Here is a 20,077-nt window from a genome sequence, read left to right as displayed (position 1 = left end):
CGGGTGGCCCGGCGGGCGCGTCACACTCGCGGAGCCGACGCGCAGGGGGCAGTCTGGTGGGGGCCGCGATCGTGCCGACGTGCCGGAGCAGCGCTCCGGCCGTGCGAAACTGGTCTAGACAACTGGAACGACCCGAAGGGCAGCACCATGGTTGAGCGCCGTGTCAACGTCGGCTGGGCGGAGGGCCTGCACGCCCGCCCCGCGTCCATCTTCGTCCGCGCGGCCATGGCCGCGGGCGTCCCCGTGACGATCGCGAAGGCCGACGGCGGCCCGGTCAACGCCGCGTCCATGCTGGCCGTGCTCAGCCTCGGCGCGCAGGGCGGCGAGGAGATCGTGCTCGCCTCGGAGGCCGACGGCGCCGACGCCGCGCTCGACCGGCTGGCGAAGCTCGTCGCCGAGGGCCTGGAAGAGCTCCCCGAGACCGTCTGAGACGCGGCGGGGCGCGCCCGCCCTCCCCGGCCGCGCTTTCGCGCGACCGGGCCTTCGGGCGGTGCGCCCTGCCGCGCGAAGCGCCCTTCGCGTGGCCGGAACACGTCCGGGGATCTTTGTCCCGCCACCGGACAGCGGAATTCAGCGGGGCCGGACAATCCACCCGGATTGCACCGGCCCCGCTTTATTGCATTTACGGGTGCCGCAATTCTACGCACTTGTATACGGTGCGATTGTTAATGGCGGCGGCGCACCGCGTTTACGGGATGTTTCAGAATCCTCACCGCGGCGCTCCGCTCCACGTGCCCCGCGGCCAGTTTGCGGGCCCGCTCGGCGTCACCGCGCGCCACCGCGTCCACGAGCGCCGCGTGCTCCTCCCACGACTCCACCGCGCGCGTGGGCACGTCGTCGCCGTACACCCAGGCGATCTTGTGGCGCAGCTGCGTGAGCAGCGCGGCCAGCGTGGGACTGCCCGACGCCTGCGCCAGCGTCTCGTGGAACCAGCCGCCGAGCGACGGCAGGTCGGACAACTGGCCCTGGACCGCGCGCTCCTGACCTAGGCGTACGAGCCCGCGCAGCACCTTCAGATGCGCGTCGGTACGGCGCTGGGCGGCGCGCGCGGCGCCCAGCGGCTCCAACAGGCCGCGCAGTTCCAGAAGGTCGGCCGCCTCCTGCTCGGTGGGCTCGGCCACCGACGCGCCGGCGTGCCTGCGGGTGCGGACGAAGCCCTCGGACTCCAAGGTGCGCAGCGCCTCGCGGACCGGCACACGCGACACCCCGTACCGCTGCGCGAGCAGTTCCTCCGTCAGCCGGCCGCCCGGCGGGAAGAAACCGCTGACAATGTCGTCGCGGATGGCCGTACACACCACCTGGGCGGAGATACGCCGCCCCGTGCCGTCCGTCCCGTTCACATCCGATTCCGCATCGCAGGACCCCATTCTTTCCGCACATTCTGCGGTAACCCTATTCCAGCACACCAGGGATTCCGATCACAGTCCCGAATATGGGACTTCTTTTGGCGCGCGGGACCGATGCGGACGGGTACGGGACGGGTACGGGACGGGTACGGGACGGACGAAGGCCCCGGCGGGGGGAGCCGGGGCCTTCGCGCTGAGGGGGGTGGTGCGGTGGTTCCAGGGGGGCGGTGGCGGGACCCCTGCGGGGTCCTGGGGTCAGACCGAGACGCCGTGCTTGCGCAGGTAGGCGATGGGGTCGACGTCGGAGCCGTAGTCGGGTCCGGTACGGGTCTCGAAGTGCAGGTGCGGCCCGGTGACGTTGCCGGTCGCGCCGGACAGGGCGATCTGCTGGCCGGGCGTGACGCTCTGGCCGACCGAGACCTGGATCGAGGACAGGTGGCCGTACTGGGTGTACATCCCGTCGGACATCCGGATCACGATGTTGTTGCCGTACGAGCCGCCCCAGCCGGCCTCGACCACGGTGCCGGAGCCGACCGCGTGCACGGTGGTGCCGCTGGCCGCGTGGAAGTCGATGCCGGTGTGGTAGCCGGAGGACCACAGGCCGCTGGAGGAGTGGTAGGCGGTGGAGACGTAGGAGCTGTCGACCGGCAGGACGAAGGAGCCGAGACGCTTGCGCTCGGCGGCGGCGCGGTCGGCGCGGGCCTTGGCCTCGCGGGCGGCCCGGACCTTGGCCGCGGCCTCCGCCTTGGCCTTCGCGGCTGCCGCGTCGGCCTTGGCCTTGGCCGCCTTGGCGCGGGCGGCGGCCTCCGCCTGCTTGCGGTCGGCCTCCGCCGTGGCCTTCGCGGCCTCGGCGGCCTTGCGCTGGGCCTCCGCCTGCGCGGCCAGGGAGTCGGCGAGCGAGCCGGTCACATCGGCGGTACGGGCGAAGACGGTGTTCGCGACGGCGTCGTGCGCGCTCTCGGCGTGGGCCGTGGCGGTCATCGAGGTGGCCCCGAACGCTCCGGTCGCGGTGAGCACCGCGACTCCGGCGAGCGTGCCGCCACCGCGGACGGTGCGTGCGGCGCCGCGACGGGGACGGCGGTGCTTCCCGCTGGGCGCGGGCAGAACGGTGAACGCCATGAAGAGGCGTCGCTCCTTTCCTTCCTTCTCGCCTACCGGGTTAGCTGACGGGTTCGGAGCAGGAAGGTCTCCTACGGGTCCGCCCGCCGCTCGGCGGTCGGTCCCGATTCACCCCAGGGACTGCTCCCTCGCGAGAGGGCTGGGTCCCCGGCTCCCCTGACGGGGACTCGGCGATGTGTGCCCGCGTGCCGCCGGACGCGGCTGCTGCTGACGGGCAACGAGCGAAGACGCTAACCGCGGTTTCGCCCATCCGCCAAACAGATCAGCTGATTTGTTGCGTACGCCACACTTCGCTGACACTCCCCCGCAAGCCCTCCCCAACTCCCGCACGGCGCTCGAAAACGCCCGCGCGGCGGTCGAAAACGCCCGGAACCCCGGCGCCGCAGGGGGCTGCCGGGGTTCCGGGGAAGGATGGCGCGAGCGGTGCCGACCGCTCGCGCCGGGTGGCGCGTGACCCGCGTGACGCGGGTCCGACCGTCCGGTACTACGTGATGATGTTCACCGGTCCGATGCCCAACTCGCCCACCGGCCCGGCGATGACGGACGCGTCCCCGACCAGGACCACCACGAGCCGGTCGAGCGGGAAGGCGTTGACGACCGCGGCGGTCGCCTCCACCGTGCCCGTGGCCGCCAGCCGCGCGTAGAGCTCGGCCTGGTAGTCGTCCGGGAGCTGCTGCTCGACCTGGTCGGTCAGCGTGGCCGCGACGGCCGCCGACGTCTCGTAGCGCAGCGGCGCCACACCGACCAGATTCTGTACGGCGACGTCCCGCTCCTCGTCGGTCAGGCCGCCCTCGCCGAGCGTCCTGATGACCTGCCAGGTGTCGGCGAGCGCGGGCCCGGTGACCTCGGTGGCCACCGAGCCGCTGATGCCCAGCAGCGCGGCGCCCGTACCGTCGGCGGAGCCGAGCAGCACCTGTCCGAAGGCGCGTACGCCGTAGGTGTAGCCCTTCTCCTCGCGCAGCACGCGGTCCAGGCGGGAGGTCAGGGTGCCGCCCAGGCAGTAGGTGCCGATCACGCGGGCCGCCCACACCGGGTCGTGCCGGTCGGCGCCGGTACGGCCGATGAGGAGCTGGGTCTGCACCGCGCCCGGCCGGTCCACGATGACCACGCGCGCGGTGTCGTCCGAGGTGATCGCCGGGCGCGGGCGGGGCTTGGCGGCCGAGCCGCTCCAGCCGCCCAGGGTGTCGTCGAGCAGCCGCGGCAGGTCGATGCCGGTGAGGTCGCCGACCACCACGGCGGTCGCGGTGGACGGGCGGACGTGGGCCCGGTAGAAGGCGCGTACGGCCGCCGCGTCGATCCTGCGGACGGTCTCCTCGGTGCCCTGGCGCGGCCGGGAGCAGCGCAGCTCCGGTGCGAACAGCTCCTTGGACAGCGCCATCGCGGCCCTGCGGGCGGGGTTGGCCAGCTCGTGCGGGATCTCGTCGAGCCGGTTGGCGACCAGCCGCTTGATCTCGTCCTCGGGGAAGGCCGGGGTCAGCAGCGCCTCCGCGAGCAGGGCGAGCGCCTTGTCGAGCCGGGAGGCGGGCACTTCGAGGGAGACCCGCACACCGGGGTGGTCGGCGTGCGCGTCCAGCGTGGCGCCGCAGCGCTCCAGCTCGGCCGCGAACTCCTCGGCGGTGTGCTGCTCCGTGCCCTCCGACAGCGCCCTGGCCATGATGGTGCCGACGCCGTCCAGACCCTCGGGCTCGGCGTCCAGCGGCGCGTCGAGCAGCACCTCGACGGCGACGACCTGCTGTCCCGGGCGGTGGCTGGTCAGCACCGTCAGACCGTTGCCCAGGGTGCCGCGGTCGGGGGCGGGGAACGCCCACGGCCGGGGCTCCCCGGCCTGCGGCTGCGGGTGGAACGTCATGACGGCCGCGGTCTCGCTCACAGCTCGCCCTCCTGCTCGGTGGCTTCGTCGGTCGCTTCGTCAGTGGTGTCGTCGGTGGCTTCGTCGGTGGCGTCCTCCGCCGCGTCGCCGCCGGTGGGCTCGTAGACGAGGACCGCGCGGTTGTCGGGGCGCAGCCGCGCGGCGGCCACGGCCCGCACCTGCTCGGGGGTGACGGCCAGCACCCGCTGGACGGCGGTGAGGGCGAGCTGCGGGTCGCCGAACAGCACCGCGTAACGGCACAGTTCGTCGGCCCGGCCGCCCACGGTGGCGAGCCGGTCGAGCCACTCGCGCTCGATCTGCGCCTGGGCGCGCTCCATCTCCTCGGGGCTGGGGCCCTCCTGGGCGAAGCGGGCCAGCTCCTCGTCCACCGCGGCCTCGATGGTGCTCAGTTCGACCCCGCTGGACGCCTTGATGTCCAGCCAGCCGAGCGACGGCGCGCCCGCGAGGCGCAGCAGGCCGAAGCCCGCGGCGACGGCGCTGCGGTCACGCCGTACCAGCCGGTTGTGCAGCCGGGACGACTCGCCGCCGCCGAGCATGGTCAGCGCCAGGTCGGCCGCGTCGCCGTCGGCGGTGCCGTCCTCCGGCAGCCGGTAGGCCGCCATCAGCGCGCGCGAGGGCACGTCCTCCTCGATCACCTCGCGGAGCTGGCCGCCCATCACCTCGGGCAGCGAGCCGTCACGCGGTGCGGGCTTGCCGTCGTGGGCGGGGATACTGCCGAAGTACTTCTCGACCCACGCCAGCGTCTGCTCGGGGTCGATGTCGCCGACCACGGCCAGCACCGCGTTGCCGGGCGCGTAGTACGTACGGAAGAACGCCTGCGCGTCCTCCAGCGACGCCGCGTCCAGGTCGGCCATCGAGCCGATCGGCGTGTGGTGGTACGGGTGCCCCTCGGGGTAGGCCAGCGCGGTCAGCCGCTCGAAGGCCGTGCCGTAGGGGACGTTGTCGTACCGCTGGCGGCGCTCGTTCTTCACCACGTCGCGCTGGTTGTCCAGGCTCTCCAGGTCGAGCGCGGTGAGCAGGCTGCCCATCCGGTCGGCCTCCAGCCACAGGGCCAGTTCGACCTGGTGGGCGGGCATGGTCTCGAAGTAGTTGGTGCGCTCGAAGCTGGTGGTGCCGTTCAGCGAGCCGCCCGCGCCCTGCACCAGTTCGAAGTGCCCGTTGCCCTTGACGCTGGCGGAGCCCTGGAACATCAGGTGCTCGAAGAGGTGGGCGAGGCCGGTACGGCCCTTGACCTCGTGGCGGGAACCGACGTCGTACCAGAGGCAGACGGCCGCGACCGGAGTGAGGTGGTCCTCGGAGAGCACCACCCGCAGGCCGTTCGCCAGGCGGTGCTCGGTGGCTGTCAGGCCGCTGGAGTGTGCCTCCGGCGTGGCCGTGTGACCCATGGGCAAGCTGTCCTTCCGGTCGCTGCTGCGTGACTGCGTAGAGTGCTGCCACTCTAGGCAAGGGAGCCGACCGTCCGCGAAGTTCCCGGTCACGCCGTGGGTGAACGTGCCCGTCGCGTCGTGGGTGAACGTGCCGTCCACGGCACGCTCGTACCGGGTGGTGGTCCGCGATGTCGGTAGTGCGGTCCACAATGGTCGGCGTCCCACCCGAGCCTTGTGCCCGTCCGACCGCTCGACTGATCGCTCGACTGATCGTCCGACCGTTCGGCTGATCGCCCGTCCGATCGTCCGACCGGCCACCGCCCGACCGCCCGACCGATCGCCTGTCCGCCCGTCCAGATGAAGGAGCAGCCGCCGAGATGGCCCGCCGCACCGCGAAGACCCCGCCGCCCGACGATTTCGAGGAGCGCATCCTCGACATCGACGTCGTGGACGAGATGCAGGCCTCCTACCTCGAGTACGCCTACTCGGTGATCTACTCGCGGGCGCTTCCCGACGCCCGTGACGGGATGAAGCCGGTACACCGCCGCATCGTCTACCAGATGAACGAGATGGGGCTGCGGCCCGACCGCGGCTTCGTCAAGTGTGCCCGCGTGGTCGGCGAGGTGATGGGCAAGCTTCACCCGCACGGGGACGCGTCGATCTACGACGCCATGGTGCGGATGGCCCAGCCGTTCTCGCAGCGGCTCCCGCTGGTCGACGGACACGGCAACTTCGGCTCGCTGGACGACCTGCCCGCGGCGATGCGTTACACCGAGGCCCGGATGTCCGGCCCGGCCCAGCTCATGGTGGAGTCGATCGACGAGGACACCGTCGACTTCGCCCCCAACTACGACGGCCAGGAGCAGGAGCCCGCGGTCCTGCCGTCCGCGTACCCCAACCTGCTGGTCAACGGCGCCTCCGGGATCGCCGTCGGCATGGCCACCAACATGCCGCCGCACAATCTGGGCGAGGTCATCGCCGCCGCGCGCCACCTCATCAGGCACCCGAACGCCGACCTCGACACACTGATGCGCTTCGTGCCCGGCCCCGACCTGCCGACCGGCGGCCGGATCATCGGACTGACCGGCATCCGGGACGCGTACGAGTCGGGCCGGGGCACCTTCAAGATCCGCGCGACGGTCGCGGTGGACGACGTGACGCCGCGCCGCAAGGGCCTGGTCGTCACCGAACTGCCCTTCACGGTCGGCCCGGAGAAGGTGATCGCGAAGATCAAGGACATGGTCAACGCGAAGAAGCTCCAGGGCATCGCGGACGTCAAGGACCTCACCGACCGCGAGCACGGCCTGCGGCTGGTCATCGAGATCAAGAACGGCTTCAACCCCGAGGCCGTCCTGGAGCAGCTCTACAAGCTGACGCCGATGGAGGACTCCTTCGGCATCAACAACGTGTGCCTGGTGGACGGGCAGCCGCTCACCCTGGGCCTGCGCGAACTGCTCCAGGTGTACGTCGACCACCGCTTCGAGGTCGTCCGCCGCCGCAGCGAATTCCGCCGCACCAAGCGCCGCGACCGGCTGCACCTGGTGGACGGTCTGCTGGTGGCCCTCATCGACATCGACGAGGTCATCGCGATCATCCGGGCCAGCGACAACTCGTCGGCGGCCAAGGAAGGCCTGATGGAGCGCTTCGGGCTCTCCGAGATCCAGACGCAGTACATCCTGGACACCCCGCTGCGCCGCCTCACCCGCTTCGACCGGATCGAGCTGGAGTCCGAGCGCGACCGGCTGAACGCGGAGATCGCCGAGCTGACCCGGATCCTCGACTCGGACGCGGAGCTGCGCAAGCTGGTCTCGGCCGAACTGGCCGCGGTCGCCAAGCAGTACGGCACCGAGCGCCGTACGGTCCTGCTGGAGTCGGCGGGCGCGCCGCTGTCCTCGGTGCCGCTCGAAGTGGCCGACGACCCGTGCCGTGTGCTGCTCTCCTCGACCGGGCTGCTGGCCCGTACGACCAACGGCGAGGACTTCAGCGACGGCGGTGCCAAGCGCGCCAAGCACGATGTGATCGTCTCGGCGGTGCCGACCACGGCGCGCGCCGACATCGGCGCGGTGACGTCCGCCGGACGGCTGCTGCGGCTGACCGTGATCGACCTGCCGATGCTGCCGGACACGGCCGGGGCGCCGTCGCTGGCGGGCGGCGCCGCGCTGTCGGAGTTCCTCACCCTGGAGGACGGCGAGCGGGTGCTGTGCCTGACCACGCTCGACGAGTCCTCGCCCGGCCTCGCGCTCGGCACCGAACAGGGCGTCGTCAAGCGCGTCGTGCCCGACTACCCGTCGAACAAGGACGACTTGGAGGTCATCGGCCTCAAGGACGGTGACCGGGTGGTCGGCGCGATGGAGCTGCGCACCGGCGAGGAGGACCTGGTCTTCATCACCGATGACGCGCAACTGCTGCGCTACCCGGCCGCGCAGGTACGCCCGCAGGGGCGGCCCGCGGGCGGCATGGCGGGCGTCAAGCTCGCCGACGGCGCCAAGGTGATCTCCTTCACCGCCGTCGATCCCGCCGTGGACGCGGTGGTGTTCACCGTCGCGCGCGCCGAGGGCACGCTGGACGACACGACCGAGGGCACCGCGAAGCTGACGCCGTTCGAGCAGTATCCGCGCAAGGGGCGCGCCACCGGCGGTGTGCGCTGCCAGCGGTTCCTGCGCGGCGAGGTCGGTCTCGCGCTGGCCTGGGCGGGTCCCGCGCCCGCCCGCGCCGCCACGCCCACCGGCACTCCCGCCGAGCTGCCGCCGAAGGACCCGCGCCGCGACGGCTCGGGGGTGCCGCTGGTCAAGCCGGTCGCGGTGGTGGCGGGACCGGTGTAGCGCCGGGCCGTACGCGGGCCGGTCGTACGGGGGCGTGCGGCTTGTCGCACAGGGTGTCGTGCGGCCGGTCGTACAGGCTGTCGTACGGCCGGTCGTACAGGCTGTCGTACAGGTCGCTGGATACGGGCGCGGTGGCGGGGGCCGCCGCGCCCCGGGATTCGGGGGCCGCCGGGAGGCAATAGGCTCAGCCGGGTGAGCACCTGCACCAGCGCCTCGGCGTCCCTCGCCGAACCGGTGGCCGCCACCGCGGCCACCGCACGGACGTGGCTGCTGATCGAGCAGCCGGGCCCGTGGGGGGCGAAGGCGCTGGGGGCGAGCCGGCTGGACCCGGCGACCGGCCGCCAACTGGAACGGCTCGCCGACGACACCGGCACCCGCGTCGCCCTGATCCGCCGCCCCGGCAGACACGCCGACCTGCACCTTCCGCGTCGGCACCGGGTCTACCTCGCGCACACCGCGCCGGGCGCCTCCTGGGTCCGTACCGCCGAGGTCGCCGACCCGGCGGAGCTGACCGCGCTGGACTTCACCGCGCTGGGCGCGGGCGCGCACAACGGATTCGGCGACGCGTACGACGGCGCGCCCCTCGCCCTGGTGTGCACCAACGGCAAGCGGGACCGCTGCTGCGCGGTGCGCGGCCGGCCGCTCGCCGCGGAGCTGACCGCCTCGGGCGGCAGCGAGGTCTGGGAGGTCACCCACCTCGGCGGACACCGTTTCGCGCCGACCATGCTCGTGCTGCCCTACGGCTACACGTACGGCCGGGTGGACGCGCACCACGCGAAGGACGTACTGGAGGCGGCGCGCTCCGGGCGAATGGTCCTGGACGGCTGCCGGGGCCGCTCGGTGTGGGACCGTCCCGGACAGGCGGCGGATCTGGCCGTACGGGAGCTGACCGGTGAGGACCGTACGGCGGCCGTGGTCGTGGAAGCCGTGGAGCGTACGGACCCGGCGCCCTCGGGCGACGGCGCCTGGGCGGTGCGGGTGGCGCACGACGACGGGCGGGTCTGGGAGGTGACGGTGGCGCAGGTCGCGTCGCTGCCGCCGCGGCCGGAGAGCTGCGGCGCGGCCCTCGGCACACCCGCCCGGATGGAGGTCACGGGGATCGAGCGGGTGGCCGGGGGCCGCGCGTCGTAGGGCTCTTCGCCGGGCGCTCGTGGCGAGGCGCTACGTGAGCAGGCGTTATGTGAGCAGGCGCTATGTGAGCAGGCGCTACTTGACGTTCTTGACGAACTCCGTGGTGTAGGTCTTCTCCAGGTCGACCTTCTTGCCCTTGAGGTTCGGGTTGAAGGACTTCAGGACCGCCTCCACGGTGGCCGGGCCGTCCGGGGGCATCACGCCGTCGGTGGTGAACATCGGCAGCGTGGCCTTGATGGAGTCGGCGTACAGCTTGGCGCCGCCCTGCGCGTAGTCGGAGGGCATCTTCGCGGCGATCTCCTCGGGGGTGTGCGTGGACATCCACTTGAGGGTCTTCACGAAGGCGTTGGCCAGCTTCTGCACGGTCTCCTTGTGGCCGTTCACCCAGTCGGTGTTCATGTAGAGGCTGGAGGACGGGTAGAGGCCGCCGAGCGCCTCCCGCGAGCCCTCGGGCGTGCGCATGTCGTACAGCACCTTGCCGATGCCCTTGTCGAGGATCTGCGCGACGGTCGGGTCGGTGGTCATACCGGCCTGGATGGAGCCCTGTTGAAGGGCGGCGATGAAGGTCTGGCCAGCGCCGACGGTGACGGGCGTGAAGTCGCTGACCTTGAGGCCGTTGTGCACCGCGAGGTACTTGGTGAGGAAGTCGGTGGACGAGCCGAGACCGGTCACGCCGAGCTTCTTGCCCTTGAAGTCCTTGGCGGAGGTGATGTCGCCCGCGGCCTTGGTGGAGACCACCTCGACCTCACCGGGGGCCTGTGCGAACTGCACGACGGACTCGATCATCTTGTTCTTGGTCTGGAGGTCGAGGGTGTGGTCGTAGAAGCCGACGGCGCCCTGCACGTCACCGGAGACCAGCGCCGTGGTGGCCTGCACACCGGCCGGTTCGCTCAGCAGCGTCACGTCGAGGCCCTCGGCCTGGAAGAAGCCGAGTCTCTGGGTGAGCATGGCGGGCATGTAGATGACCTTGTCCAGGCCGCCGACCATGATCTTGACCTTCTCGGCGTTCTTGCCCGCCGTGGCCGTGGAGCCCGCGTCCCCGGTGGAATCCGAGCCGGAGCCGGAGCCGGACGCGGCGTCGTTGGCACAGGCGGTGAGTGTGGTGAGGGCGAGGGCCCCGGCGAGGGCGAATGCCGGGAGCTTGGCGTACTGGCGCATGGTCACGTCCTTGTGAGAGCGGAGGGTGGGCGCGCGCGGGGGCGCGGGATTTCGGGGAGGGCGACCGCGGCTCAGCGTTCGGCGCCGGGCTGGGCGGGCTTCCAGCGGAAGAGCCGCTTCTCCAGGTAGGTCAGCAGGCCCTCGGCGATGAGGGCGACGACGGCGAGGATCACCATGGCCGCGTAGACACCGGCGGCGTTGAAGGTGCCCTGCGAGGCGGAGACCAGCAGGCCGATGCCCTTGGTCGCGCCGATGTACTCGCCGACGATCGCGCCGATCAGGGCGAAGCCGAAGCTGACGTGCAGGCTGGTGAAGATCCACGACGTGGCGGCCGGGATCACCACCTGGAGGGTGACGCGGCGGTTGCTCGCGCCGAGGACGCGGGCGTTGGCGACCAGATTGCGGTCGACCTCGCGGGCGCCCTGGAAAGCGTTGAAGAACACCGGGAAGAAGACCAGGACGACGGCGGAGGCCACCTTGGAGGCCGGGCCGAGGCCGAACCAGATGAGGAAGATCGGCGCCAGCACGATGCGCGGCATCGCGTTGAGCACCTTCACGTACGGGCCGAAGACGTCCGAGAGGAAGGGGATCCGGCCGAGCGCGATGCCCAGCACCACGCCGCCGGCGACGCCGATGACCCAGCCGTACAGCGCCTCGTAGAGCGTGTACCAGATCTGCTCGCCCAGGGGGCCCTGCGGTGTGCCGTGCATCGTCCACTGCCGGATCTGGTCCCAGATCTTGGACGGCATGGAGAAGTTGAACGGGTCGATGACCCCGGTGCGGGCCGACCACTCCCACAGGCCGAGCACGAGGACGAGGACGGCGAGGCGGCTGGCGTACACCAGGAGGGTGCGGTTGCGGACGGCGCGGGCGCGGGCCTCGGTGCGCTGGGTGCCGGCGCCGGGCCCGGCCGGGACGGCGTCCTCGGGGGCGGCCCCGGTCCGGGGGGCGGCCGGGGCTGCGGACTCAGGCGGCATGTCCGACGCTCCTCTCGCGGGTGATACGGACCTCTTCGCCCAGCGACGACCAGATCTCGCGGTAGATCTCCACGAAGCGCGGCTGGAGCCTGACCTCCTCGACCTTGCGGGGCCGCGGCAGGTCGATCGTGAAGACCTCCTTGACGGTGGCGGGCCCCGCGGTCATCACGACGACCTTGTCGGCCAGTGCGATGGACTCCTCCAGGTCGTGGGTGACGAACACCACCGAGGACCCGGTACCGGACCACAGCTCCAGGAGTTCGTCGGACATCAGGGCCCTGGTCTGCACGTCGAGCGCGGAGAACGGCTCGTCCATCAGCAGGATGTCGGGGTCGTTGACGAAGGTCGCGGCGAGCGCGACGCGCTTGCGCTGGCCGCCGGAGAGCTGGTGCGGATAGCGGTCCTCGAAGGCGGTCAGGCCCACGCGGGCCAGCCAGTCGCGGGCCCGCTCCTTGGCCTCGGCCTTGCCGACACCGCGGAAGCGCGGCCCGGCCATGACGTTGGACAGCACGGTCCGCCAGGGGAAGACGGCGTCCTGCTGGAAGACGAAGCCGACGCCGGGGTTGATGCCGTTCACGGCCTCTCCCGAGACCAGCACCTCGCCTTCCGTGGGCTCCTCCAGGCCGCTGACCAGGGTCAGCGTCGTCGATTTGCCGCAGCCGGTCGGTCCGACGACCGCGACGAACTCACCGCGTTCCACGGTCAGGTCCAGGTCTCTCACGGCGGTGTGCAGGGCGCCGGACGGAGTCCTGAACGCCTTGCTCGCCCCCCGCAGCTCGATGGCGGGGCTCGTTTCGCTGCTCATGGCGGTGGAGGCTAGGAGCGACCACCGCGGCGGCGGCAGTCTTGTGGGCGCAAGGAGCCTTCTGCGCGCAAGCCGGTCTTCTGCTCGTTTTGCTCGCCCGCGCACAACGAAAGCGAAACGGAGTCTGCCCATCCGGCTCTGCGGGGTTTACCTTGCGTTGACGACAGGGCTGTCGACGTACGCGTGGGGTGGGGACGCGGGTCGGCCGCCGCGACTGTCGGCGGACCGGTTGGAATGCGGAGGAGCCCCACGATGCGGATCGGATGGCCGCGCCGTGTCTCGGCGCAGGTCCTGTTGGTGCAACTGGCGATCACGGCGGGCGTCACGGCGCTCGCCACCGGGCTCTTCCTGGCGCCGCTCAGCCACCAGCTCGACGAAGAGGCGATGCACAGGGCGCTGGCCATCGCGGAGACCGTGGCCGTCGATCCCGAGGTCGCACGGGCCGTGGTCTCGTCCCGGCCGACGCCGGACGGCCCGGTGCAGGCGGAGGCGGAACGGGTCAGGATCGCCACGAAGGCCCTCTACATCGTGGTGATGGACACCCACGGCATCCGGTGGTCGCACACCGACCCCAAGCGGATCGGCGAACCCGTCTCGACCGATCCCAGCGTGGCGCTGGCCGGTGACGAGATCATGCAGATCGACCGCGGCACGCTGGGGCGCAGCACCCGCGGCAAGGTGCCGCTGTACGACTCCTCCCACCGGATCGTGGGCGCGGTGTCGGTGGGCATCAGGTACGACGGCATCCTCAACCGGGCGATCGGCCTGGTGCCGGGTCTGCTGATGTACGCGGGCGCGGCGCTGGGCGTGGGCGTGCTGGCGGCGGTGTGGGGTTCGCGGCGGTTGCAGCGGGCGACGCACGGGCTGGCCTTCGCCGACATATCGGCGCTGCTCGACGAGCGGGAGGCGATGCTGCACGGCGTCCGCGAGGGTGTGGTCGCACTGGACCGGCAGGGGCGGGTGCGGCTGGTCAACGACGAGGCGCAGCGGCTGCTCGGGCTCGACGGCGCCGGTGACGGCGCGGCCACCGGGCGGCCGCTGGACGAGCTGCTGCCGCCTGGCCGTACGACGGACGTGCTGGCGGGGCGGGTCGAGGGCGCGGATCTGCTGACGGTCAGCGGCGGGCGGGTACTGGTCGCCAACCGGATGCCGACCGGTGACGGCGGGGCCGTGGTGACGCTGCGGGACCGTACGGAGCTGGAGCTGCTCGGCCGCGAACTGGACTCCACCCACGGGCTGCTGGACGCGCTGCGCGCCCAGGACCACGAGCACGCCAACCGGCTGCACACCGTGCTGGGGCTGCTGGAACTGGGCCTGCACGAGGAGGCGGTGGGCTATGTCGCGGAGGTCGCCGACACCCATCGGGCGTCGGCCGAGGTGATCGCGGACCGGGTGCACGATCCGCTGGTGTCGGCGCTGCTGGTCGGCAAGGCCGCCATCGCGGCGGAGCGCGGGGTGTCGCTGCGGGTCGCGCAGAGCACGCTGCTGCCCGACCGGGTGGTGGACCCGCGCGATCTGGTGACGGTGCTGGGCAATCTCATCGACAACGCGCTGGACGCCGCCGCCGGGCACCGCGTGTCCCCGGCGATGTCCGCCGCGCCTTTCGTGGAGGTCGAACTGCGCGCCGAGGACGACACGACCCTGCTGCTGCGGGTGTCGGACACGGGGCCGGGAGTGCCGCCGGAGGCGCGCGAACTGATCTTCACCGAGGGCTGGTCGACGAAGGAACGTCCGCCGCACCGGGGGCGCGGTCTGGGCCTCGCGCTGGTGCGCAGGCTCGCCGAGCGGTACGGGGGTCTGGCGCGGGTGACGGCGCGGGCGGGCGGTGGCGCGGTGTTCACGGTGGTGCTGCCCGAGGCGCTGGCCGAAGGAGTGCTGGCCGGTGGGGCGCTGGCCGGAGGAGTGCTTTCCGCGGCTGGGGAGGCGGCGCGATGATCGACGTACTGGTGGTGGACGACGACTTCCGGGTGGCGGAGATCAACTCGGCCTATGTGGGCAAGGTGCCGGGCTTCCGGGTGGCCGGGCGGGCCCACACCGCGGCGCACGCGCTGTCGGTGCTGGAGCGCACCCGGATCGACCTGGTGCTGCTCGACCACTATCTGCCGGACGAGACGGGTCTGACGCTGGTCCGCCGGATGCGGCAGCACGGGCACCACGCGGACGTGATCATGGTGACGGCGGCGCGTGATGTCGCCACCGTGCAGGCGGCGATGCGGCTCGGCGCGCTGCAGTACCTGGTGAAGCCGTTCAGCTTCGCCGGTCTGCGGGCCAAGCTGGACGGTTACGCGGCGCTGCGCCGCACCCTGGAGGGGGTGGGCGGGCGCGGCGAGGCCGGGCAGGAGCAGGTCGACCGGATCTTCGGCGCCCTGCGTACGGCGGGCGCGTCCTCGGCCGAACTGCCCAAGGGGCACTCCGCGCCGACCGCCGACCTGATCCGCCGCGTCCTGCACGAGGCGGGCCGCCCGCTGTCCGCCCACGAGGTCGCCGAACGCGCCGGGCTCAGCCGCTCCACCGCCCAGCGCTACCTGAAGTACCTGGAGCAGGCGGGGCGGTTGAGCCTCACCCTCAAATACGGCGACACGGGCCGTCCCGAACACCGCTACGCCTGGGCCGCCACCGGCTGAACCGCCGTTACGCGGCCCCGGCGCCGGTGAGCGAACGCACCTCCGTCTCCGCGTACTTGCCCGCGTCCGCCTCCTCCGGCGACAGCAGGGTGCCGAGCCAGCCCGCGAGGAAGCCGAGCGGGATGGAGATCAGGCCCGGGTTCTCCAGCGGGAAGAGGTGGAAGTCGACGCCGGGGAAGAGCGCGTCGGGCCTGCCGGAGATGACGGGCGAGAACACCACCAGGAGCAGGGCCGGTACGAGGCCGCCGTAGATCGACCAGACCGCGCCGCGGGTGGTGAACCGGTGCCAGAACAGGGAGTAGAGCAGGGCGGGCAGATTCGCGGACGCGGCGACGGCGAAGGCGAGGCCGACCAGGAAGGCGATGTTCTGGTCCTGCGCGAAGAGGCTGAGCCCGATCGCGACGGCGCCGATCCCGACGGCCGCGAATCTGGCCACCCGCACCTCGTCCTCCTCCATCGCCCCTTCCTCCACCGCGTCGGCGGTGACCCGCGCGGTGCCGGGGGCCGCGGCCTCGCGCCTGGCGCGCCTGTTCTGCCGTGCCTGCGTTTCCGCGACGGGGCGGCGGCGCAGCGTGGCGTAGAGGTCGTGGGCCACGGAGGCCGACGACGCCAGGGTGATGCCCGCCACCACGGCCAGGATCGTCGCGAAGGCCACCGCGCCGACCACCGCGAACAGCACGGTGCCCCCTGTCGTCCCCTCCCCGCCGCCCAGGATCTCGGCGAGCAGCGGCACCGCGGTGTTGCCCGCGGCGTTGGACGAGCGGACGGTGTCGGTGCCGACGACCGCCGCCGCTCCGAAACCGAGCACGATCGTCATCAGGTAGAAGGCGCCGATCAGCCCGATCGCCCAGACCACCGACCGCCGCGCGGAGCGTGCCGTGGGCACCGTGTAGAAGCGGGACAGGATGTGCGGCAGGCCCGCCGTCCCGAGTACCAGCGCCAGGCCGAGGCTGATGAAGTCCAGCTTCGACGCCCAACTCCCGCCGTACTTCAACCCGGGAGCCAGGAAGGCGTTGCCGTGCCCGCTGCCCGCCGCGGCGGCGTGCAGCAGACTCCCCGGATTGCCGTGGAAGCGGACCAGGACCATCACGGTGAGCGTCACCGTGCCGCCGATCAGCAGCACCGTCTTGACGATCTGGATCCACGTCGTCGCCCGCATCCCGCCGAAGGACACGTAGAACACCATCAGCGCGCCGACCCCGATCACCGTCCAGGTGCGCGCCGCGCCGTGCCCGCCGAGCAGCAGCCCGACCAGGCTCCCGGCGCCGACCATCTGCGCCACCAGGTACAGGATCGACACCACCACGGACGACGTGCCCGCCGCGATCCGCACCGGCCGCTGTCTCATCCGCGCGGAGAGCACATCGGCGAGCGTGTACCGCCCGCAGTTGCGCACCAACTCGGCGACCAGCATGAGGACCACGAGCCACGCGACGAAGAACCCGACCGAGTACAGCAGGCCGTCGTACCCGAAGAGCGCGATGAGCCCGGAGATGCCGAGGAAGGACGCCGCCGACATGTAGTCGCCCGCGATGGCCAGGCCGTTCTCCATCGGGGTGAACAACCGTCCCCCGGCGAAGAACTCCACCGACGAGCTCCGCCGCCGTCCCGCCCACGCCGTGATCGCCAGCGTCACCGACACGAAGATCGTGAACAGCACGATCGCGAGGCCCTGATGTTCCCCGGCCGAATCCGCCAGATACCCGCCATTGAACCGACCGCTGTTCAACGCACCCGCTCCTGCCCGGTCCTGGTCGCCAGCGTCCAGCGCAGATCGAGTGCCGCCCGGTCCCTGCGCAGCCGCGCGTGCCGGGCGTAGGCCCACGTCAGCAGGAACGTCGTGGCGAACTGCGCCAGCCCCGCCACCATCCCCACATTCACGTCACCCGCAACCTGATGTCCCATCAGGCCCGGTGCCGTGGTGGCCGCCACCACGTACAGCAGGTACCAGGCCAGGAAGCCCGCCACCACCGGGAAGGTGAAGCTCCGGTACCGGTCGCGCACCTCCTGGAACGCCGCGCTGCCCTGCACCTCCAGATACACCGCCGACCGGTCCACCGGCCGTCCGTCCTGGCCCGCCTGCGGTGTGCCCTCGGGCCGGGTCCGCCCCGGCGCGGGGTCGGGGGCCGTCTGATCCGGGACCCAGAGACCGGCGTCCGCCGCGTCCTGCCACGGGTCGTTCACCCGCAGCGCCCCGGGGTCGCCCCCGTCGTGCTTGTCCACCGAACACTCCTCGTTCCATCGGCCGATCGGCCGATGTGCCCAATCATGGACAGAGCGGGAAGATCCAGAACGAACAAGTAGAAACCTTCACCCCATCAGGTGATGCCGTGCCGGTAGGCATATCCGACCGCCTGTGCGCGGTCCCGCGCCCCGGTTTTGGCGAACAGGTTGTTGATGTGCGTCTTCACCGTCGCCATGCTCACGTGCAGCCGCGCGGCGATCTCGGCGTTGGACAGCCCTTCGGCCACCAAGGCCAGCACTTCCGCCTCCCGGGCCGTCCCGTCGGGCAACTCCCCCCGTCCCGCCGCCCCTTGGCCCGGCTTTCCCGCCCCGCCCGGTCCGCCCGGTCCGCCCGGTCCGCTCCCCCGTCCCTCCGGCCGCTGCTCGGGGCCTGCCCCGGTCAGCGCGTCCAGCATCCTGCCCTGCACCGCGGGCGACAGCCCCGCCCGCCCGGCCGTCACCTCCGCGATGGCCCGCGCGATCTCCTCCCCTCCCGCGTCCTTGGTCAGATATCCCCGCGCCCCCGCCCGCAGCGCGGGAAAGAGCGAGCCGTCGTCCGCGAACGTCGTCAGCACCACCACCTGCGTCCCCGGATACCGCGACCTGATCCGCCGCGTGGCCTCCACCCCGTCGCAGCGCGGCATCCGCAGGTCCATCAGCACCACCTCCGGCCGGTGTTCCCCCACCAGCCGTACCGCCTCCTCCCCGTCGGCCGCTGCTCCCACCACCTCGATGTCGGGCAGCAGCCCCAGCAGCATCACAATTCCCTCACGCACCACTGTCTGGTCGTCCGCGACCACCACCCGCGTCACGCGGGCACCCGCAAGCGCACCACGAAGCCCTCCTCGGCCGGTCCGGCGTCGAGCGCGCCGCCCAGCAGCTCCGCGCGCTCCCGCATCCCCAGAAGACCGTAGCCCGATCCGGATGCCCTCAAAGAGTTATCCACAGGCGTCCTGCTCCCGAAGTCCCGGAACTCCAGCTCCACCTCCTCACTCCGGTACTCCAGCCGCAGCGCGACCTTCGCTCCCGGCGCGTGCTTGCGCACATTCGTCATCGCCTCCTGTGCCACCCGCCGCACCGCCAACCCCGCCTCCGCGGGCAGGTACCGCGCCTCCCCTTCCACTTCCAGGTCCGCCCCCTCCGAGGCGACCAGCTCCCGCAGGAAGTCCTCCACCGGTGCCATCTCCCCGCGCAGCGCCGACAGCGCCTGCCGGGTCTCGGCCAGCCCCTCCCGCGCCATCTGCCGGGCCGCGATCACCCGTCCCAGCACCACGTCCCGCTCGACGCCCCGCTCGATCAGCAGCCGCGTCGCCTCCAGGTGCACCGTCTGCGCCGACAGGCTGTGCGCCAGCACATCGTGGATCTCCCGCGCGATCCGGGCCCGCTCAGCCAACGCCGCCGACTCGGCCTCCGCCGCCCGCGCCGCCCGCTCCTGGACCAGCAGCCGCTGCGTGTTCCCCCGTGCCTCGGCGTCCAGCCGCACGACGTACCCGATCAGCCCCAGCCCCGCCACCGTCAGCGTCGTGACCAGCCAGCCGCCGGAGTCGCCGACCAGTGCGTAGGCGGCCAGCGCCGTACCGGTGAGGGGCGCCGCCGCGGCCAACGGCAGTCGCTCCAACCCGAGCACCGCGCAGCCGCACCACAGCAGCGTCGCGGGCACATCGGCGCCCACCGCGTGCAGCCCGAAGGCGGCGCCCAGCATCAGTGCGATCAGTGCGACGGACGGCGCCGCCCGGTGCTCGAGCGTGAACCGGAAGAACGCCCACACCACGACGGCCGCCACCGCCAGCCCCAGCACGGACGCCGCGGTCAGCCACCCGTTGAGGTCCGTGCGGGCCAGGATCCCCCAGAGCGCCGCGGCGGCGAAGAGCAGCCGCACTCCCCGGCCGAACGCCCGCCGCGCGGACGACCGGCTCTCGCGGGACAGCGCCTCCTTCGAAGGCCAGGACGTCCAACCGCTCATGAGGCCGTACGGTACGACGGCGCCACGCTCTGGGCCCGCCAGGCGAGCACCCCGGCGCGTATCAGCAGCGTGGCCGCGAGCGCCATCAGGAACGAGCCGCTGTCCTGGTGGACCCCCATCGCCGTACCCACCCCGTACAGCCCGATCCGCACCGCGACCCCCGCCGCCCAGACCGCGACGGTGACCTTCCCTCCCTGCGCCCAGACCGTCCCGTCCCTCTCGGTCCACAACCGCGTGGTCCACGCCCATGCCAACCCCATCCCCACAGCGACCACCAACTCCACGGCCAGCAGCGCGACCGCCGTCTGCCGGTGCTCCGGGTCGATCAGCCCGTGCTGCCGCAGCGACATGAACACCAGCACCGCCGGTATCAGCCACCACCGCCGGCCGCCCGTGACCTTCCTGGGCCGCAACTGGCGGGTGACCACCACACCGATGACCGCCACGATCACCAGCGCATCGATCAGACCGGACATGACGGACGCCTCCGTAAAGCGACTCCCACGAGGCCGGCGGGTTCGCCGACATCTCAGAATCTACGGAAACCCCCAGCTCAGCGGATCAAACCGGGGGTTGAATCTCCCTCTCCACCCCCGGGTGGAGCCCCCTCCACCAACGCCCCCGTGCTGTGGGCGAACGCGCCGGTCCGGCACCGGTCCGGCACCGGTCCGG

17 protein-coding genes and 1 riboswitch are annotated in these 20,077 nt (G+C 72.1%); of the genes, 5 read left to right on the top strand and 12 right to left on the bottom strand.

Annotation, left to right across the window (positions count from 1 at the left end; all coding sequences use genetic code 11):
* The first annotated feature begins 147 nt into the window (after positions 1–147).
* The gene (locus tag ACZ4EF_RS31740) at positions 148–429 is read left to right on the top strand and encodes an HPr family phosphocarrier protein (RefSeq protein WP_355338395.1); all 282 of its coding nucleotides are present in this window, start codon (positions 148–150) and stop codon (positions 427–429) included.
* Between the two features lie 236 nt (positions 430–665).
* On the opposite strand, the gene ACZ4EF_RS31735 is transcribed toward ACZ4EF_RS31740, so the two are convergent.
* The 4 genes from ACZ4EF_RS31735 to ACZ4EF_RS31720 form a co-directional block, all read right to left on the bottom strand.
* Entirely contained in the window at positions 666–1,367 is a 702-nt protein-coding gene (locus ACZ4EF_RS31735; RefSeq protein WP_355338392.1) for a GntR family transcriptional regulator, read from the bottom strand.
* Positions 1,368–1,601: 234 nt separating this feature from the next.
* On the bottom strand, positions 1,602–2,465 hold the full coding sequence (locus ACZ4EF_RS31730) for a M23 family metallopeptidase (protein ID WP_467350585.1): 864 nt from the start codon (positions 2,463–2,465) through the stop codon (positions 1,602–1,604).
* A 15-nt stretch (positions 2,466–2,480) separates the two neighbouring features.
* A riboswitch (cyclic di-AMP (ydaO/yuaA leader) is annotated at positions 2,481–2,648 on the bottom strand.
* Between the two features lie 301 nt (positions 2,649–2,949).
* Positions 2,950–4,335 (bottom strand): M16 family metallopeptidase, encoded by a 1,386-nt coding sequence (locus ACZ4EF_RS31725; protein ID WP_355338387.1) that lies wholly within the window; start codon positions 4,333–4,335, stop codon positions 2,950–2,952.
* Positions 4,332–5,720 carry a M16 family metallopeptidase gene (locus ACZ4EF_RS31720; protein ID WP_467507603.1) on the bottom strand — a complete coding sequence of 463 codons (1,389 nt, stop codon included), beginning with the start codon at positions 5,718–5,720 and terminating at the stop codon, positions 4,332–4,334. Before ACZ4EF_RS31720 ends, ACZ4EF_RS31725 begins: the two co-directional genes overlap by 4 nt.
* A gap of 359 nt (positions 5,721–6,079) precedes the next feature.
* Between ACZ4EF_RS31720 and ACZ4EF_RS31715 the strand changes: the two genes are divergently transcribed.
* A complete protein-coding gene (locus tag ACZ4EF_RS31715; RefSeq protein ID WP_467507601.1) occupies positions 6,080–8,524 on the top strand; it encodes a DNA gyrase/topoisomerase IV subunit A in 2,445 nt (814 codons plus the stop codon).
* Between the two features lie 192 nt (positions 8,525–8,716).
* Positions 8,717–9,655 carry a sucrase ferredoxin gene (locus ACZ4EF_RS31710; protein WP_467507599.1) on the top strand — a complete coding sequence of 313 codons (939 nt, stop codon included), beginning with the start codon at positions 8,717–8,719 and terminating at the stop codon, positions 9,653–9,655.
* 75 nt (positions 9,656–9,730) lie between these two features.
* Here ACZ4EF_RS31710 and ACZ4EF_RS31705 read toward each other — a convergent pair whose 3' ends face one another.
* From ACZ4EF_RS31705 to ACZ4EF_RS31695, 3 genes are all read right to left on the bottom strand, one after another.
* On the bottom strand, positions 9,731–10,813 hold the full coding sequence (locus ACZ4EF_RS31705) for an ABC transporter substrate-binding protein (protein WP_467507597.1): 1,083 nt from the start codon (positions 10,811–10,813) through the stop codon (positions 9,731–9,733).
* 71 nt (positions 10,814–10,884) lie between these two features.
* The gene (locus ACZ4EF_RS31700) at positions 10,885–11,790 is read right to left on the bottom strand and encodes an ABC transporter permease (RefSeq protein ID WP_402713662.1); all 906 of its coding nucleotides are present in this window, start codon (positions 11,788–11,790) and stop codon (positions 10,885–10,887) included.
* Positions 11,780–12,595, bottom strand: a complete 816-nt coding sequence (locus tag ACZ4EF_RS31695) for an ABC transporter ATP-binding protein (protein ID WP_355338370.1) — start codon at positions 12,593–12,595, stop codon at positions 11,780–11,782. The genes ACZ4EF_RS31700 and ACZ4EF_RS31695 overlap by 11 nt, the downstream gene beginning before the upstream one ends.
* Before the next feature lie 252 nt (positions 12,596–12,847).
* Between ACZ4EF_RS31695 and ACZ4EF_RS31690 the strand changes: the two genes are divergently transcribed.
* Positions 12,848–14,530, top strand: coding sequence for a sensor histidine kinase (locus ACZ4EF_RS31690; protein WP_355338367.1), 1,683 nt, complete (start codon positions 12,848–12,850; stop codon positions 14,528–14,530).
* Positions 14,527–15,219, top strand: coding sequence for a response regulator (locus ACZ4EF_RS31685; RefSeq protein ID WP_355338364.1), 693 nt, complete (start codon positions 14,527–14,529; stop codon positions 15,217–15,219). Before ACZ4EF_RS31690 ends, ACZ4EF_RS31685 begins: the two co-directional genes overlap by 4 nt.
* Before the next feature lie 7 nt (positions 15,220–15,226).
* Here ACZ4EF_RS31685 and ACZ4EF_RS31680 read toward each other — a convergent pair whose 3' ends face one another.
* From ACZ4EF_RS31680 to ACZ4EF_RS31660, 5 genes are all read right to left on the bottom strand, one after another.
* Entirely contained in the window at positions 15,227–16,948 is a 1,722-nt protein-coding gene (locus ACZ4EF_RS31680; protein ID WP_467507594.1) for a solute symporter family protein, read from the bottom strand.
* Positions 16,945–17,442, bottom strand: a complete 498-nt coding sequence (locus ACZ4EF_RS31675) for a DUF485 domain-containing protein (RefSeq protein WP_391048972.1) — start codon at positions 17,440–17,442, stop codon at positions 16,945–16,947. The genes ACZ4EF_RS31680 and ACZ4EF_RS31675 overlap by 4 nt, the downstream gene beginning before the upstream one ends.
* 95 nt (positions 17,443–17,537) lie before the next feature.
* Positions 17,538–18,200, bottom strand: coding sequence for a response regulator (locus ACZ4EF_RS31670; RefSeq protein WP_467507621.1), 663 nt, complete (start codon positions 18,198–18,200; stop codon positions 17,538–17,540).
* Between the two features lie 50 nt (positions 18,201–18,250).
* Positions 18,251–19,405 carry a sensor histidine kinase gene (locus ACZ4EF_RS31665; RefSeq protein ID WP_467507592.1) on the bottom strand — a complete coding sequence of 385 codons (1,155 nt, stop codon included), beginning with the start codon at positions 19,403–19,405 and terminating at the stop codon, positions 18,251–18,253.
* Positions 19,402–19,881, bottom strand: coding sequence for a DUF1453 domain-containing protein (locus ACZ4EF_RS31660; protein ID WP_467507590.1), 480 nt, complete (start codon positions 19,879–19,881; stop codon positions 19,402–19,404). The genes ACZ4EF_RS31665 and ACZ4EF_RS31660 overlap by 4 nt, the downstream gene beginning before the upstream one ends.
* Between the last annotated feature and the right edge of the window lie 196 nt (positions 19,882–20,077).

The sequence above is a fragment of the Streptomyces sp. NPDC025721 genome, assembly GCF_055558595.1.
Note: the sequence above shows the minus strand (reverse complement) of the source record. Positions and strands in the feature narration are given on the sequence as shown.

Bases quoted from the DNA above. Each gene is read 5' to 3' on its own strand.
- ACZ4EF_RS31720 (WP_467507603.1), bottom strand. From the start codon at position 5,720: ATGGGTCACACGGCCACGCCGGAGGCACACTCCAGCGGCCTGACAGCC.
- ACZ4EF_RS31730 (WP_467350585.1), bottom strand. From the start codon at position 2,465: ATGGCGTTCACCGTTCTGCCCGCGCCCAGCGGGAAGCACCGCCGTCCC.
- ACZ4EF_RS31705 (WP_467507597.1), bottom strand. From the start codon at position 10,813: ATGCGCCAGTACGCCAAGCTCCCGGCATTCGCCCTCGCCGGGGCCCTC.
- ACZ4EF_RS31685 (WP_355338364.1), top strand. From the start codon at position 14,527: ATGATCGACGTACTGGTGGTGGACGACGACTTCCGGGTGGCGGAGATC.
- ACZ4EF_RS31715 (WP_467507601.1), top strand. From the start codon at position 6,080: ATGGCCCGCCGCACCGCGAAGACCCCGCCGCCCGACGATTTCGAGGAG.
- ACZ4EF_RS31735 (WP_355338392.1), bottom strand. From the start codon at position 1,367: ATGGGGTCCTGCGATGCGGAATCGGATGTGAACGGGACGGACGGCACG.
- ACZ4EF_RS31665 (WP_467507592.1), bottom strand. From the start codon at position 19,405: ATGAGCGGTTGGACGTCCTGGCCTTCGAAGGAGGCGCTGTCCCGCGAG.
- ACZ4EF_RS31740 (WP_355338395.1), top strand. From the start codon at position 148: ATGGTTGAGCGCCGTGTCAACGTCGGCTGGGCGGAGGGCCTGCACGCC.
- ACZ4EF_RS31690 (WP_355338367.1), top strand. From the start codon at position 12,848: ATGCGGATCGGATGGCCGCGCCGTGTCTCGGCGCAGGTCCTGTTGGTG.
- ACZ4EF_RS31670 (WP_467507621.1), bottom strand. From the start codon at position 18,200: ATGCTGCTGGGGCTGCTGCCCGACATCGAGGTGGTGGGAGCAGCGGCC.
- ACZ4EF_RS31700 (WP_402713662.1), bottom strand. From the start codon at position 11,790: ATGCCGCCTGAGTCCGCAGCCCCGGCCGCCCCCCGGACCGGGGCCGCC.
- ACZ4EF_RS31695 (WP_355338370.1), bottom strand. From the start codon at position 12,595: ATGAGCAGCGAAACGAGCCCCGCCATCGAGCTGCGGGGGGCGAGCAAG.
- ACZ4EF_RS31660 (WP_467507590.1), bottom strand. From the start codon at position 19,881: ATGTCCGGTCTGATCGATGCGCTGGTGATCGTGGCGGTCATCGGTGTG.